This is a genomic window from Caenimonas soli (assembly GCF_013155545.1).
Classification (GTDB): Bacteria; Pseudomonadota; Gammaproteobacteria; order Burkholderiales; family Burkholderiaceae_C; genus Ramlibacter; species Ramlibacter soli.
This window is the reverse complement of record NZ_JABJVV010000007.1, coordinates 109,589-125,419: the sequence shown is the minus strand read 5'-3', so window position 1 is coordinate 125,419 and position 15,831 is coordinate 109,589. Positions and strand designations below refer to the sequence as shown.

The 15,831-nt window shown below is 67.3% G+C and carries 14 protein-coding genes; all 14 read left to right on the top strand.

Going from position 1 to position 15,831, the window contains the following annotated elements:
- The first annotated feature begins 8 nt into the window (after nt 1–8).
- The gene (locus HNE04_RS12535; protein ID WP_172219366.1) at nt 9–1,163 is read left to right on the top strand and encodes an ABC transporter substrate-binding protein; all 1,155 of its coding nucleotides are present in this window, start codon (nt 9–11) and stop codon (nt 1,161–1,163) included.
- Nucleotides 1,164–1,190: 27 nt separating this feature from the next.
- Nucleotides 1,191–2,495 carry an aromatic ring-hydroxylating dioxygenase subunit alpha gene (locus tag HNE04_RS12530; protein ID WP_172219364.1) on the top strand — a complete coding sequence of 435 codons (1,305 nt, stop codon included), beginning with the start codon at nt 1,191–1,193 and terminating at the stop codon, nt 2,493–2,495.
- Between the two features lie 14 nt (nt 2,496–2,509).
- On the top strand, nt 2,510–3,661 hold the full coding sequence (locus HNE04_RS12525; protein WP_172219362.1) for an ABC transporter substrate-binding protein: 1,152 nt from the start codon (nt 2,510–2,512) through the stop codon (nt 3,659–3,661).
- 13 nt (nt 3,662–3,674) lie between these two features.
- Entirely contained in the window at nt 3,675–4,730 is a 1,056-nt protein-coding gene (locus HNE04_RS12520; protein ID WP_172219360.1) for a branched-chain amino acid ABC transporter permease, read from the top strand.
- The gene (locus HNE04_RS12515) at nt 4,727–6,574 is read left to right on the top strand and encodes a branched-chain amino acid ABC transporter ATP-binding protein/permease (protein ID WP_172219358.1); all 1,848 of its coding nucleotides are present in this window, start codon (nt 4,727–4,729) and stop codon (nt 6,572–6,574) included. Before HNE04_RS12520 ends, HNE04_RS12515 begins: the two co-directional genes overlap by 4 nt.
- Entirely contained in the window at nt 6,571–7,302 is a 732-nt protein-coding gene (locus tag HNE04_RS12510) for an ABC transporter ATP-binding protein (protein ID WP_235964964.1), read from the top strand. Before HNE04_RS12515 ends, HNE04_RS12510 begins: the two co-directional genes overlap by 4 nt.
- Nucleotides 7,292–8,857 (top strand): ATP-dependent acyl-CoA ligase, encoded by a 1,566-nt coding sequence (locus HNE04_RS12505; protein ID WP_172219356.1) that lies wholly within the window; start codon nt 7,292–7,294, stop codon nt 8,855–8,857. Before HNE04_RS12510 ends, HNE04_RS12505 begins: the two co-directional genes overlap by 11 nt.
- A 2-nt stretch (nt 8,858–8,859) precedes the next feature.
- Nucleotides 8,860–9,609 carry an SDR family NAD(P)-dependent oxidoreductase gene (locus HNE04_RS12500; RefSeq protein WP_172219354.1) on the top strand — a complete coding sequence of 250 codons (750 nt, stop codon included), beginning with the start codon at nt 8,860–8,862 and terminating at the stop codon, nt 9,607–9,609.
- A gap of 95 nt (nt 9,610–9,704) precedes the next feature.
- Complete coding sequence (locus tag HNE04_RS12495) at nt 9,705–12,071, top strand: bifunctional salicylyl-CoA 5-hydroxylase/oxidoreductase (RefSeq protein WP_172219352.1); 2,367 nt, start codon at nt 9,705–9,707, stop codon at nt 12,069–12,071.
- On the top strand, nt 12,071–12,841 hold the full coding sequence (locus tag HNE04_RS12490; protein ID WP_172219350.1) for an SDR family NAD(P)-dependent oxidoreductase: 771 nt from the start codon (nt 12,071–12,073) through the stop codon (nt 12,839–12,841). Before HNE04_RS12495 ends, HNE04_RS12490 begins: the two co-directional genes overlap by 1 nt.
- Nucleotides 12,838–13,362: a MarR family winged helix-turn-helix transcriptional regulator gene (locus HNE04_RS12485; RefSeq protein ID WP_328700316.1), complete on the top strand. Its 525-nt coding sequence runs from the start codon at nt 12,838–12,840 to the stop codon at nt 13,360–13,362. Before HNE04_RS12490 ends, HNE04_RS12485 begins: the two co-directional genes overlap by 4 nt.
- Before the next feature lie 23 nt (nt 13,363–13,385).
- Entirely contained in the window at nt 13,386–14,246 is an 861-nt protein-coding gene (locus tag HNE04_RS12480; protein ID WP_172219348.1) for an enoyl-CoA hydratase family protein, read from the top strand.
- 2 nt (nt 14,247–14,248) lie between these two features.
- Nucleotides 14,249–15,409 carry an acyl-CoA dehydrogenase family protein gene (locus HNE04_RS12475; RefSeq protein ID WP_172219346.1) on the top strand — a complete coding sequence of 387 codons (1,161 nt, stop codon included), beginning with the start codon at nt 14,249–14,251 and terminating at the stop codon, nt 15,407–15,409.
- A 2-nt stretch (nt 15,410–15,411) separates the two neighbouring features.
- A complete protein-coding gene (locus HNE04_RS12470) occupies nt 15,412–15,816 on the top strand; it encodes a RidA family protein (RefSeq protein ID WP_172219344.1) in 405 nt (134 codons plus the stop codon).
- Nucleotides 15,817–15,831: the final 15 nt, after the last annotated feature.

Below are 15,831 nucleotides of genomic sequence, written 5' to 3'. Positions count from 1 at the left end.
GTCATTAAATGAAAACAACGATCTGGCGCGTCGCCGCTGCTGTCCTCACCGCAGGCTTGAGCCTGGGCGCTACCGCCGCCGACCTGAAGGTGGGTGTCATCACCTCGCTGTCGGGCCCCGTGTCCGGGCTGGGCATTCCCTATCAGAAGGGCATCCAGGCGGCGCAGGCCTACAAGGGAACGATCGCCGGCCGCAAGGTCCAGGTGATCGTGCTCGATGACGCATCCGATCCCGCGGTCGCCGCACGCAATGCGCGCAAGCTGGTCATCGACGACAAGGTGGACGTGCTGATCGGCACATCCGGCGTGCCGGGCGCGCTGGCGATCGCCGCAGTAGCGCGCGAAACCAAGACGCCGCTGATCTCACCGACGCCGGTCACCGTGCCGGCCGACGACGGCGGCTGGACGGTCACGGTGTCGCAGCCGTTCCCGCTCATGGTGGCCGCGGTGGTCGACAAGATGAAGCAGAGCGGCGTCAAGACGGTGGCCTTCATCGGTTTCTCGGACGCGCTGGGCGATCTGGCCTATGACTCGCTGCTCAAGGCGGCGGCGCCGGCCGGCATCAACGTGATGGCCAACGAGCGTTATGCACGCGGCGATTCGTCGGTTGCGGGGCAAATCCTCAAGATCGTGGCGGCGCGTCCCGATGCGGTGTTCGCGGGCAACTCGGGCTCGCCGGGCGCCTTGCCGTATCTCGCGCTCGCCGACCGCGGCTACAAGGGCCAGATCTACGGCACGCATGGCCTGATCAATGCCGATTTCGTGCGCGTTGCCGGCGCATCGGTCGACGGCTTGATGGTGCCGAGCGGCCCGGTGATGGTTGCCGACCAACTGCCCGAAGGCAGCGCGGTGCGCAAGGTGGCACTCGATTTCCGCAAGGTCTACAGCCAAGTGCATGGCGCCGTGCCCACCGACGCGTTCTCCGCGTACACCTTCGATGCCTGGCTGTTGTTCGCCGATGCGGCGCAGCGCGCCTTCGCCACGAAGGCTGAGCCCGGAACGCCCGAGTTCCGCAAGGCGCTGCACGATGCCATAGGGACCACGCAGGAACTGGTGGGCACGCACGGCATATTCAGCTTCAAGCCCAATGAGCCGTACGGCCTCGACAAGCGTTCGGCTGTGGTCATCAAGCTGGACAAGGGCCAATGGAAGCTCGTTCCCTGATGGACGGGCATCGCGAAAGGTGAAGCCGTGAACAGCGCCGACATTGCCGCACTCGTCCAGGAAGACCGGGTCCACCGCGACCTGTACCTGAGCGAAGAGTTGTTCGCGTTGGAGCAGCGCCACTTCTTCGCGAACACATGGAACTATGCCGGCCATGCGAGCCAGGTGCCCCTTGTGGGCGACTACATGGCCGTCACCATCGCGGGCCAGCCGCTGCTGATGGTGCGCCAGGCCGACGGATCGATTCGTGTGCTGCACAACCGCTGCGCCCACAAGGGGACGCAGCTGGTTTCCGACGGCTGCGGCAACGCCGGCAAGTTCCTGCGCTGCCCGTATCACGCCTGGGCCTACAAGCTCGACGGCGCGCCGCTGGCCATTCCGATGAAGAGCGGGTACGAGGGCACGCGGCTGAAGGAATGCGAGTCGGGCCAGGGCATGGAGGCGGTGAAGAACACCGCCGTCTATCGCGACTTCGTGTTCGTGAAGCTGGGCGACGGCGGTCCCGATTTCGAGAGCTACTGTGGCGGCGCGCTGCGCGCCATCGACAACCTGGTCGAGCGCTCGCCCACGGGGCGGCTGCAAGTCGCGGGCGGCGTGCTGCGCAGCGTGGTGCGGTGCAACTGGAAGATGTACCTGGAGAACATCAACGACACCGTGCACCCGATGTCGACGCACGAATCCGCCACCAGCGCCGCCAATGCCGTGTGGAAGGGTCGCCCGGCCGATGCGCCGAAACCCATGGCCATGGAGCAGATCCTGCCTTTCGGTTCGGGCTACGACTTCTTCGACCGGATGGGCGGCCGCGTCTATCCCAACGGCCACAGCGTGCTGGGCATCAACTTCAGCATCCACTCGGCCTATGGGCAGCTGCCCGAGTACGAGGCTGCCATGCGCGAAGCCTACGGGTCCGAGCGCGCCGCTGAAATCCTGGAGCGTTCGCCGCAGAACGCGATCCTTTATCCCAGCCTGTCGGTGAAGAGCTCGCCGCAGGCCATCCGCGTGATCCGCCCGTTGGCGGCCGACCGCACCCTGGTCGAAGCCTGGAGCTTCCGGGTGGAAGGCGGGCCGGACGTGCTGCTGCAGCGCTCGCTGACGTACAACCGCCTCGTGTTCTCACCAATGTCCATGGTGGCGCACGACGACCTGCACCTGTTCGAGAGCATCCAGCGGGGCTTGGCCTCCGGGCGCAACGAGTGGGTCAGCCTGCATCGCAATTTCGACCGCGCCGAGCTCGAGCCGGGTCCGCGCGAGGTCAACGGCACCAGCGAACTGCTGATGCGCAACCAGTTCCGTGCCTGGGTCCACTTCATGACCCTCAACCTTTCCTCATGACTGGAGATACGCCCATGACTGCACTTGTTCGCGCCGCGATGGCTGCCGCTGTCGCGCTGAGTTTCACCACCGCCGCCCTGGCCGATCTCAAGGTTGGCCTCAGCGTGTCGCTGTCCGGAGCCAACGCCTCGCTGGGCGTGCCGTATGCCAAGGGCATGCAGGCCGCGGTAGCCTACAAGCCCGAGATCAACGGCCAGAAGGTGCAGTTGATCGTGCTGGACGACGGCTCCGACCCGACCAACGCCGGGCGCAACGCCCGCAAGCTGGTCGAGGAAGAGAAGGTCGACATCCTGCTGGGGTCGTCCGGCGTGCCGGCGACCATTGCCATCTCGCAGGTGGGCCGCGAAAGCAAGACGCCGATGATCGGCCTGTCGCCCATCTCGCTGCCGCCGGCAGAGAGCGACTGGACGGTGACCGTGGCGCAGCCGCCGCAGCTGATGATCGATGCGGTGGTCGAGCGCATGAAGCGCAACGGCGTGAAGACGGTGGGCTACATCGGCTTCTCCGACGCCTGGGGCGACCTGGTTTACAACGCTCTCCTGAAGGCCGCCGAGCCGGCCGGCATCAAGGTGGTCACCAACGAGCGTTATGCCCGCTCGGACCAGTCGGTAACGGGGCAGGTCCTGAAGATCGTCGCCGCCCGGCCCGACGCGGTGATGACCGGAGGCTCCGGCACGCCGGGCGCGCTGCCGTATCTCGCGCTGGCCGAACGCGGCTTCAAGGGCGGTGTGTATGGCCAGCACGGCCTCATCAACGCCGACTTCGTGCGCGTCGGCGGCGCCTCGACCAACGGCAGCTTCATGCCGACCGGGCCGGTGATCGTCGCCGAGCAGCTGCCGGCCGAGTACCCGACCAAGAAGATCGCGCTCGATTTCCGCAGTGTCTTCCAGAAGACCAATGGCGCACCGACCACCGATGCCTTCTCCGCCTATTCGTTCGACGGCTACCTGGTGTTCGCCGACGCCGCGGCCCGCGCCCTGGCAACCAAGGCGCAGCCCGGCACGCCGCAGTTTCGCGCGGCGCTGCGTGACGCGATCTTCAGCACCAAGGAAGTGGTGGGCACGCACGGCGTCTACAACTTCAAGCCGGGCAACCTGTACGGTGTGGACGAACGCGCTCGCGTGATCGTCAAGCTCGACAACGGCCAGTGGAAACTGGCGCCCTGAACGGGAGAACCGCATGACCTGGGACGTCGCCCTCATTCTCGGCATCGACGGCCTGGCCAACGGAGCGGTGTACCTGCTCGCCGGCCTGGGCCTGGTGCTGATCTTCTCCGTCACTCGAGTGGTATTCGTGCCGTTCGGCGACGTCGCAGCGTTCTCGGCCCTGAGCCTGGCCGCGTTCGAAACCGGCCGCCTGCCGCCAACGGTGGGCCTGGTGCTGACGCTCGCTGTGCTGGCCGTGGCCACGGAAGTTTGGAGCCTGGTGCGGCGCGGCGAAGCGTCGCGTATCCCGCGCGCCGTGCTGGGCTGGGGCGTGCTGCCCGCGCTGCCGTGCGTGCTGGCCTGGGCGGTGGCCGGCCAACAGGTGCCGCATGCGGTGTTTATCGTGGCGGCGATCCTGCTGGTCGTGCCGATCACGCCGCTGGTGGCGCGGCTGGCGTTGCAGCCCATCGCCGACGCCTCGGTGCTGGTGTTGCTGATCGCCTCGCTGGCCTTGCACTTCCTGCTGTCGGGCCTGGGGCTGCTGTTCTTCGGTCCCGAGGGCTTTCGCACCGCGCCACTGGCGAGCGGCGCGATCACCCTGCCGGGTGGCTTTCCCGTCAGCGGCCAGGTGATCCTGATGCTGGCCTCGGCCGTGGTGTTGAGCGGCCTGTTCTTCCTGGCGTTCGAACGCACGGTGGCCGGCAAGGCCCTGCGCGCCACCGCGGTCAATCGCATCGGTGCACGGCTGGTCGGTATCCGGCCGGCGCGCACCGCTCTGCTGGCCTATGGCTTCGCATCGCTGCTGGCCGGGCTGATCGGTGTGCTGATCGCGCCGGTGACCACCATGTACTACGACTCGGGCTTCCTGATCGGGTTGAAGGCGTTCGTGGCCGCCATCATCGGCGGGCTGGTGAGTTACCCGCTCACGGCCCTGGGCGCGCTGGCGGTCGGCGTCGTGGAAAGCTTCGGTTCCTTCTTCAGCGGCGCCCTCAAGGACGTGATCGTGTTCAGCCTGCTGATTCCCGTGTTGATGCTGCGCTCCGCGATGGCGAAGCACACCGAAGAAGAACAAGAGGAGATCGAGGCATGAAGCTGCGTTCCTTCGTCGTGCCGGCGGCAGTCGTTGCCATTGCGCTGGCACCGGTGGTCCTGGGCCGTTTCGGCGTCTCGCTGTTGAACGATATCGGCATTGGCGCATTGGTGGCGCTGGGCCTGGTAATGCTCACCGGCGTTGGCGGCACCACCTCGTTCGGCCAGGCCGCCTTCGTCGGCATCGCGGCCTATGCCACGGCGTGGCTGTGCACGGTGCACGGAGTCTCGCCGTGGATCGGGCTGTTGCTCGCGCTGCTGCTCACGGGCGGGGCGGCTTTCGCCATCGGCGCGCTCACGCTGCGCCTGGGTGGGCATTTTCTGTCGCTGTCCACCATCGCCTGGGGATTGTCGATCGCAATGCTGTTCGGCAATATCGAGGCGCTGGGCCGCCACACCGGCTTGTCGAACATTCCGGCGATCCGCATCGCCGGCTGGTCGCTGGCCGATCCGCGCGCCGTGTATTACCTGATCTGGGCGATGGTCGGCCTGGCCTGCCTGTTCTGCCGCAACGTGCTGCGTTCGCGGACCGGGCGTGCGATGCTCAGCCTGCGCGGCGGCGGCATCCTGCTGGCCAGCGTCGGCGCGGATGCGTTCCGCGTGAGGCTCACGCTGTTCGTGCTGGCGGCGCTGCTGGCGGGCCTGGCCGGCTGGCTCTATGCGCACGCCAACCGCTTTGTCAGCCCTTCGCCGTTCGACGTGCGGGCCAGCATCGAGTACCTGCTGATGGCGGTGGCCGGCGGCCTCGGCCACCTGGGCGGCGCCCTGGTGGGTGCGGCGGTGGTGCTGGTGATGAAGAACCTGGTGCAGGACGCGTTGCCCCTCATCTCGGCGAGCGGCGGCCAGTTCGAAGCCGTGGTGTTCGCGCTGCTGTTCATCCTGCTGCTGCATCACGCGCGCGGTGGCGTGATGGGTTTGCTGGCGCGCTGGACGCGCTCGCACTCCGCTGCACCTGTGGATACGCAGCTGCCCGCTGCCCACGAGCCGCTGCCGCGGCGCCAGCTGCCGGCACGCGGCGAGCGCATCCTCTCGGTGCACAAGGCCGTCAAGCGCTTCGGCGGGCTGGTCGCGGTCAACGAGGTCGGCTTCGACGTAGACGCCGGCGAGATTCTCGGCCTGATCGGACCCAATGGCGCCGGCAAGTCGACCATGTTCAACCTGCTGACGGGCACCTTGCCCATGACCAGTGGCCAGGTCGAATTCCTGGGCCACGACATCACGGGCCTGCCGCAGCGCGAGATCGCGCGGCGCGGCATGGCGCGCACCTTCCAGCACGTGAAGCTGAGGCCCCAGATGAGCCTGCTGGACAACGTCGCGCTCGGGGCCCACGCGCGGGCCCGCGCCGGCGTGCTGCGCGCCGGATTTCGCCTGGACCGGCGCGAGGAGGCACAGATCCTGGCCGATGCTCACTACCAGCTGGAACGCATCGGCCTGGGCGGCCGCTCGCACGAACTGGCGGGCAGCCTGCCACTGGGCACGCAGCGCCTCCTGGAGATCGCGCGGGCGCTGGCGGCCGATCCGGTGCTGCTGGTGCTGGACGAACCGGCCGCCGGCCTGCGCCGCAAGGAAAAGCAGGCGCTGGCCGAGTTGCTGCGCAAACTGCGCGGGGAGGGCGTGACCATCCTCATCGTGGAGCACGACATGGATTTCGTGATGAAACTGGTGGACCGGCTGGTGGTGATGAACTTCGGCTCCAAGCTGCTGGAGGGCTTGCCCGCCGAGGTACGAGCCGATGCGCGCGTGCAAGCGGCCTACCTGGGTGGCGAAGCGGCGACGGATGCGCCGGCGCAGACGCAGGCAGCTTCGGAGCCGGCCAAGAAAGTGGTGAACGAGGTGTCTGTATGAGCACGCCCATGCTGGAGATAGCCGACCTGCACGTGTCCTACGGCCAGGTCGATGCCGTGCGGGGTATTTCGCTCGCACTGATGCCGGGACAGATCGTTTCGGTGATCGGGCCCAATGGGGCCGGCAAGACCACGCTGCTCGGCGCTGCCATGGGGCTGCTGCCCTCCAAGGGCGGCCTGCGTTTCGAGGGCGAGGACCTGCACGCCATGGACGTCGAAGCGCGTGTCGAACGCGGCCTGTGCCTGGTGCCAGAGAAGCGCGAACTGTTCGGCGAGCTCTCGGTGCTGGACAACCTGATGCTCGGCGCCTATGCGCGCCGGCCGGGCCAATCCAGTCTGCAGCAAAGGCTGAATGCGGTCTACGAGCGCTTTCCGCGCCTGTTGGAACGCCGCGCGCAGCGTTCCGACACGCTGTCGGGCGGCGAGCGCCAGATGCTGGCCCTGGGCCGCGCCTTGATGTCGCAGCCGCGGCTGTTGATGCTGGACGAGCCCAGCCTCGGGTTGGCGCCGCTGGTTGTCCAGGAAATCCTCAAGATCGTGCGTGGCCTGCGCGACGACGGCGTGTCCATCCTGCTGGTCGAACAGAACGCGCGCGCGGCGCTGCAGAGTTCGGACCACGGCTACGTGATCGAAACCGGCGAGATCGCGCTGTCCGGCGCTTCCGACGCGTTGGCGAGCGATCCGCGGGTGCAGGCCACCTACCTGGGCGGAACCACTGATGAAGATTGAACTGGTGCCGCACGAGCGTACGCTGCCGGCACTGCTGAAGCGGCAAGCCGAAGTGTTCGGCGAGCGTCCGCTGATGGCGATCGCCGGCGGGGAATGGACGCATCGCGATACGCCCGGCACGGCGGCACGGCGCGCCGGGGCCTTGCGTGCGGCCGGCATCGGCCGGGGCGATCGGGTCGCGCTGTTGTGCTCCAACCGCGTCGAATTCCTCGAGGCCTTCCTCGGCTGCGGCTGGATCGGCGCCGTCTCGGTGCCGGTCAACAGCGCTTCCATGGGGCCGCAGATCGAGTACCTGCTGGCTAACAGCGGCACGCGGCTGCTCGTGATCGAGCAGGGATTCCTCGAGCGGCTGGCCACGGCAGACCTGTCGCGCACCGCGTTGCAGGCAATCTGGGTGGTGGGCGGCGCGGCACCCGATACCGTGGGCGGCGTCGCCTGCTCGCCTTGGCCTGAGGGAGGCGAGCCGGTCGAGGCGGAAGCCGTACAGCCCGGCGACACCCTGGCGATCCTCTATACCTCCGGCACCACGGGGCCCGCCAAGGGCGTGATGTGCCCGCATGCCCAGTACTACTGGTGGGGCGCCAACACGGCTCGTATCCTCGGCATAGGAGACAGCGACGTGCTGTGCACGACCTTGCCGTTGTTCCACATCAACGCGCTCAACACCTTCGCCCAGGCGGCGGTGACCGGGGCGCGCGTCGTCTTCGAAGCCAGGTTCTCGGCGTCCGGCTTCTGGCCCGCCATGCGCCGGCACGAGACCACCGTGGTCTACCTGCTGGGCGCGATGGTGCCCATCCTGCTGGCGCAGCCGCCGGGCGATGGGGAGCGGTCGCACCGGGTGCGGGCCGGCCTCGGCCCGGGTGTTCCGGCAGCCGCCGGCCAGGCGTTCCTCGAGCGCACGGGGGTCCGTTTGCTCGAGGGCTATGGCTCGACCGAAACCAACTTCGTGATCGCGACCAGGGCCGATGCCTCGCGCGGCGGTGTGATGGGCTGGTTGCAGCCGGGCTTCGACGCCCGTGTGGTCGATGAGAACGACGTCGAGCTGCCCGACGGCGTGGCCGGCGAGTTGGTGCTGCGTGCCGATGAACCCTTTGCTTTCGCCACCGGCTACTTTGGCATGCCGGACAAGACGGTCGAGGCATGGCGCAACCTGTGGTTCCACACCGGCGACCGTGTGGTTCGCGAAGCCGATGGTGCATTCCGCTTCATCGACCGCATCAAGGATGCGATCCGCCGACGCGGCGAGAACATCTCCTCCTACGAGGTCGAACAGGTTCTGCTGGCCCATCCGGCCGTGGCCGAGGCCGCGGTCTATCCGGTGCGCTCGGAGCTGGCCGAGGACGAGGTGATGGCGGCGCTGGTCCCCCGGCCGGGCGTTGCGCTCGATGCTCCGGAACTGTGGCGCTTCTGCGAGAGCCGCCTGCCATATTTCGCCGTGCCGCGCTACCTGGACATCGTCGCGGAGCTGCCCCGCACCGAAAACGGCAAAGTTCAGAAGTACAAGCTGCGCGAGCAGGGCGTCACCGCGACGGCGCGGGACCGGACCGGGAGCTGAAGATGTTCTCGCTATCCAACCGCAACGCCCTCATCACCGGCGCCGCCCGTGGCCTCGGCCTCGCGATCGCGCGCGGGCTGGCGCAGGGCGGCGCCCGCGTGGCGCTGACCGATATCGACGCCGACGGCGCGGAGGCTGCGGCGCGTACCTTGCGCGCGGAGGGCTGCGAAACGACGGCGCTGAAACTCGACGTGCGCGACGAGGCCGACTTCCAGCGCGGGTTCGACGCTGTGGCGGCGAGTTTCGGCGGCGTCGACATCCTGGTCAACAACGCCGCGGTGACCCCGCACCGCTCTCTCTGGGACATCACGACCGCCGAATGGGACGAAGTCATGGCCGTCAACCTGCGCGGCTGCTTCTTCGGCTGCCGCATCGCGGCGACACACATGCGCGAGCGCGGCTGGGGCCGGATCCTGAACCTGTCGTCGCTGGCCGGCCAGCAAGCCAGCAGCGTGACCGGCGCGCATTACGCGGCGTCCAAGGCCGGCTTGTTCGCCCTGACGCGCTGCTTCGCGCAGGAACTGGCGCCGCATGGCGTCACGGTCAATGCCATCTCTCCGGCTGCGATCCGCGGGCCCTCCCTGGATGAGCTCGACGAACCGTCGCAGCGGCGTTTCCTCGCCACGCTGCCGGTGGGCCGCTTCGGCGACGAAACCGAAGTGGCTGCGGCGGCGGTCTACCTTGCGTCCGATGCCGCCGGCTTCGTGACCGGCACCACGTTGGACCTCAACGGCGGGCGGCTGATGCGCTGAATCGGTGCTTGCACCGCCCGCGTGCACCCGTTAAAATAGTTTAGACATAAACAAATGAGAAATAAAGTAAATCGGGCGGGACCAGGAGAACGCGCATGAATATCGTTTGTATCGGCGGCGGCCCCGCCGGCCTCTATTTCGCGCTGCTGATGAAGCGGCAGGACCCGACGCACCAGATCACGGTGGTCGAGCGCAACCGTCCGTACGACACCTTCGGCTGGGGCGTGGTGTTTTCCGACCAGACGCTGGGCAACCTGCAGCAGGCCGACCCGCCGACAGCGGCGCTGATCCTCGACGCGTTCAGCCACTGGGACGACATCGAAGTCAACATCCGCGGCCACAAGATCCGCTCCGGTGGCCATGGCTTCTGCGGTATCGGCCGCAAGCGGCTGCTCAACATCTTGCAGCGGCGCTGCGAGGAACTGGACGTGAAGCTGGTGTTCGAGACCGACGCGCCCGGCGACGAAGCCTATCCCGAGGCCGACCTGATCATCGCCAGCGACGGCTTGAACAGCCGGGTCCGCACCAAACATGCAGACAGTTACCAACCCGATATCGACATGCGCAAGTGCCGTTTCGTCTGGCTCGGCACGCACAAGCTGTTCGAGGCGTTCACCTTCGCCTTCGAGGAAACCGAGCACGGCTGGTTCCAGGCGCATGCTTATCGCTTCGATGCCGAGACATCCACCTTCATCGTCGAAGCGCCGGAAGAGGTGTGGCTGAAAGCCGGCCTCGACAAGATGGAAAAGGAAGAGGCGATCGCGTTTTGCGAGCAACTGTTCGCCAGGTACCTGGACGGCCACAAGCTGATGTCCAACGCCTCTCACCTGCGAGGTTCGGCGCAATGGATCAAGTTCCCGCGCGTCGTTTGCGAGCGCTGGGTGCATCAGGGCGGCCCGCAGGGAAAGACGCCGGTGGTGCTGATGGGCGATGCGGCCCACACCGCGCATTTCTCGATCGGTTCGGGCACCAAGCTCGCGCTCGAAGACGCGATCGAACTGGCGCGCTGCATAGGGCGCAGGCCCGGCGAACTGGAGGCGGCGCTGCAGGATTACGAGGCCGTGCGCAGCATCGAGGTTCTGCGAATCCAGAATGCCGCGCGCAACTCGACCGAATGGTTCGAGAACGTCAAGCGCTACGTCAACCTGCCGCCCCAGCAGTTCGCCTATTCGCTGCTCACGCGCAGCCAGCGCATCAGCCACGAGAACCTGCGGTTGCGCGACAAGGGTTACGTGGAGCGTTACGAGGACTGGATCGCCGAGCGCGCGGGCGCCCAGCGAGCCCCGGCGCAGTCGCCGATCCCGCCGATGTTCACGCCATTCACGCTGCGCGGCATCACTTTGAAGAACCGTGTCGTGGTCTCCCCGATGGCGCAGTATTCCTGCGTCGACGGCTTGCCGGCCGACTACCACCTGGTGCACCTGGGGGCGCGGGCCATGGGCGGTGCAGGCATGGTGGTGGCGGAGATGACCTGCCCGACCCCCGATGCGCGCATCACGCCCGGCTGCCCGGGCCTGTGGAGCGAGCAGCAGCGGGACGGCTGGAAGCGAATCGTCGACTACGTGCACGCCAACAGCGACGCCCGCATCGCCATGCAGCTGGGTCATGCGGGTGCCAAGGGCTCGACTCGCGTACCTTGGGAAGGCGAGGACCAGCCGCTCGAACAGGGCAACTGGCCGCTGATCTCCGCCTCCCCACACCAGTTCATCGACGGCGTCAGCGACTGGGCGCGCGCGATGACGCACGCGGACTTGAAGCGCGTGCAGGATGATTTCGTGCACAGCACGCGGCTGGCGGCCGAGGCCGGCTTCGACTGGCTGGAGCTGCATTGCGCCCACGGTTACCTGCTGTCCAGCTTCATTTCGCCGCTGATGAATCAGCGCACTGACGAGTACGGAGGTTCCCTGCAGAACCGGCTGCGCTATCCGCTGGAGGTATTCCGCGCCATGCGCGCCGTGTGGCCGCAGCACCTGCCGATGTCGGTGCGCATCTCGGCGCATGACTGGGTCGAAGGCGGCATCACGCCCGATGACGCCGTGGAGATCGCGCGGGCTTTCAAGGAGAGCGGCGCCGACATGATCGACTGCTCCTCCGGCCAGGTGAGCAAGAAGCAGAAGCCGGTGTACGGCCGGATGTACCAGACGCCGTTCTCGGATCGCGTTCGCAACGAGGCCGGCATCGCCACCATCGCGGTGGGCGCCATTTCCGAGGCCGACCACGTCAACAGCATCATTGCCGCCGGCCGCGCCGACCTGTGCGCGATCGCCCGGCCGCATTTGGCCAATCCCTCCTGGACACTGCTCGAAGCCGCCAAGATCGGCTACCTCGATGTGGCATGGCCGCGGCAGTACCGATCGGCCAAGACGCAGCTGGAGCGCAACCTCGAGCGCGAACGGTCCATGGCCGCACAAGCCGGCGGCTTGTCGCCCATCGAGCAGGCCAACCGCGCTCTGGGGGTCTGATGAGCGGCTCACTGCGCGGACAGCATGCGGTGGTCACCGGCGCGGCGCGCGGCATCGGCGCGGCGATTGCCCGCACCCTGGCGGCGGAAGGCGCGATGCTGACACTGCTGGGGCGCCGACGCGACGCGCTGGAGCGGCTGGCGACCGAGCTGCCGGGGAGCCACGGCATCGTGGTCGCCGATATCGGCGAGGCTGAGCAGGTAGCGGCAGCGTTCGAGCAGGCGAGGGCGCAGCGCGGGCCGGTCGCGATCCTTGTCAACAACGCCGGCCAGGCCGAGAGCGCGCCATTCGGCAAGACTTCGCTGGAACTCTGGAACCGCATGCTGACGGTCAACCTGACCGGCAGCTTCCTGTGCGCCCAGGCCGCCTTGCCCGATATGCTGGCCGCCGGATACGGGCGCATCGTCAATATCGCCAGCACCGCCGGCCAGCGCGGCTACGCGTACGTCGCCGCCTATTCGGCAGCCAAGCACGGGGTGATCGGGCTGACCCGGTCGCTGGCGCTGGAGGTGGCCAGGAAAGGGATCACCGTCAATGCGGTCTGTCCGGGCTACACCGAAACGGACATCCTGCAAGACAGCATCGCCAACGTGGTGACCAAGACCGGACGCAGCGAGGAGGAGGCGCGTGCGGCCTTCGCTGCGAGCAATCCGCAGCAGCGGATCGTGCAGCCCGAGCAGGTGGCCGATGCGGTGCGCTGGTTGTGCGGCGACAGCGCCTCGGCGGTCACTGGCCAGGCGATCTCGGTTTCCTGCGGGGAGGTAATGTGAGCCCCTCGCTCGACGCCACCTACCGCGCGCTCGGCGCGGTGCACGAACTCGGCCACGAGGCGCGAGCGCAGAGCGACGATCACGCGGCGCTGAAGCTGTGGCTGCGCATGCTGTCTTGCGTCACTGAAATCGAGGCCGAAATCCGCAGCCGGCTGCGCGAACGCTTCGGCATCTCGCTGGGCCGCTTCGATTACCTGGCGCAGTTGTACCGCCATCGTGAAGGCCTCAAAATGAGCGAGCTGTCGCGCCACCTCATGGTGACCGGCGGCAACGTCACCACACTGACCGACGACTTGCAGCGCGAAGGCCTGGTGACGCGTGAAAGCAGCCCGACCGATCGCCGCGCCTGGATCGTGCGCCTCACGCCGCAGGGACGGCGCAGCTTCGAGGCCATGGCGCAGGAGCACGAACAGTGGATCCTGGAGCTGTTCGGCAGCCTGGATGCCAAGACGGTGCAGCAGCTGCACCAGCACCTGGGCGCGCTGCGCATGCACGTGGTCCTGAACGAACCGTCCGTCTGATCCCGCAAGCTTCTAGGAATGCCATGAACGAAGATTCTTCCCGCATCGATCCCGGCCTGCTGGCCGGCAACCGCAAACCCGCCGCCGGGTACCGTGCGACCCACTTCCTGTGGAGCGTCGAGGCCGGCGTGGGCACCGTGACGCTCAACCGGCCGGAACGCAAGAACCCGCTGACCTTCGACTCCTACGCCGAGCTGCGAGACCTGTTCGGGCAGCTGAAGTACGCCGACGACGTGAAGGCCGTGGTCGTGGCCGGCGCCGGGGACAATTTCTGTTCGGGCGGCGATGTGCACGAGATCATCGGCCCGCTGGTGCGGCTGAAGGCGCCGGAGCTGCTGATGTTCACCCGCATGACCGGCGACCTGGTCAAGGCCATGCGCGCCTGCCCGCAGCCCATCGTGGCTGCCATCGACGGCGTGTGCGCCGGGGCCGGCGCCATCATTGCGATGGCGTCCGACCTGCGTCTGGGCACCGTGCGCAGCAAGACGGCATTCCTGTTCAACCGCGTCGGCCTGGCCGGCTGCGACATGGGCGCGTGCGCGATGCTGCCGCGCATCATCGGCCAGGGGCGCGCCAGTGAGCTGCTCTACACCGGCCGTTCGCTGGGCGGGGAAGAGGGCGAGCGCTGGGGTTTCTTCAACCGCATCTGCACGCCTGAGGCCGTGCTGGACGAGGCCCAGAAGCTCGCCGGCGAACTGGCGCAAGGGCCAAGTTTCGCCAATGGCATCACCAAGACCATGCTGCACCAGGAATGGGCCATGACCATAGAGCAGGCAATCGAGGCAGAGGCCCAGGCGCAGGCCCTCTGCATGATGACCGAGGACTTTACGCGCGCCTACAACGCTTTCGTGGCCAAGCAGAAGCCACGTTTCGAGGGCAACTGATCATGAGCGATACCAAGTACCTGGCCTGGCCGTTCTTCGAGGAGCGGCACCGACAGCTGGCGCGCAAGTTGGAAGCCTGGGCCGAGCAGAACGTACCGCACAAACATGGCACCGACGTGGATACCGAATGCCGGATGCTGGTGCGTTCCCTGGGTGCGGCCGGATGGCTGCAGCACGCCGTGGGCAGCAAGCAGCATGGGGCAGCGGAGGTCATCGACACCCGGTCCATCTGCCTGATCCGCGAAATCCTGGCGCGCCACAGCGGCCTGGCCGACTTCGCTTTCGCCATGCAGGGGTTGGGGTCGGGCGCTATCAGCCTGCAGGGCACGCCCGCGCAGAAAGACCGCTACCTGTCGCGGGTGGCCAAGGGCGAGGCCATTGCGGCCTTCGCCCTGTCGGAGCCCGAGGCGGGATCCGACGTAGCCGCCATGCAATGCAGCGCCCGCGTAGAAGGCGAGGACGCCATCCTCAATGGCGAGAAGACCTGGATCTCCAACGGCGGGATCGCCGATTTCTACGTGGTGTTCTGCCGGACCGGCGAGGCGGCGGGCGCGCGCGGCATTTCGGCCTTCATCGTCGATGCGGGCACGCCCGGGTTCGAGATCGCCGAGCGCATCGAGGTGATCGCGCCGCATCCGCTGGCGCGGCTGCGCTTCAACGATTGCCGGGTTCCGCTCACCCAGCGCATCGGCGAGGCGGGCGAAGGCTTCAAGGTCGCCATGCGCACACTGGATGTGTTCCGCACGTCCGTGGCCGCGGCTGCTCTGGGCTTCGCCCGGCGCGCGATGGACGAGGCCCTGCGCCGCGCCACGACGCGCAAGATGTTCAACCAGCTGCTGTCGGACTTTCAGCTGACCCAGGCCAAGCTGGCCCAGATGGCCACCACGATCGACAGCTCGGCCTTGCTGGTCTACCGCGCCGCCTGGCAGCGCGACCAGGGCGAGAACGTGACCCGCGAAGCCGCCATGGCCAAGCTCACCGCCACAGAGGGAGCCCAGCAGGTGATCGATTCCGCACTGCAGATCTTCGGCGGGCTGGGGGTGGTCAGCGGGCAAATGGTCGAGCGGCTCTACCGCGAAATCCGCTCGCTGCGCATCTATGAGGGCGCGACCGAGGTGCAGCAGCTCATCATTGGCCGGGAACTCTTGAAGGATATCGTATGACCATGGAAGTGATTCTCCCCACCGGCTGGCCGCGCCCCAAGGGCTACGCCAATGGCGTCGCCGCCAGCGGCAAGATGCTGTTCATTGCCGGCATGATCGGCTGGGACGCCCAGGGCCGGTTCGAGAGCGACGATTTTGCAGTGCAGGCCAGGCAGGCACTCAAGAATATTGCGGACGTCGTGCGCGAAGCGGGCGGCAAGCCTGAGAATATCGTCCGGATGACCTGGTATGTGACCGACAAGCGCGAGTACCTTGCCGCTGCCCGAGAGGTGGGACAGGCGTTTCGCGAGATCATCGGCAGTTACAACGCGGCAATGACGGCCGTCGAAGTGAAGGCGCTGATCGAGGATCGTGCCAAGGTCGAGATCGAGGCCACGGCAGTGTTGCCGGACCAGCCTTCAACCTGACAAAGCGGAGATTTT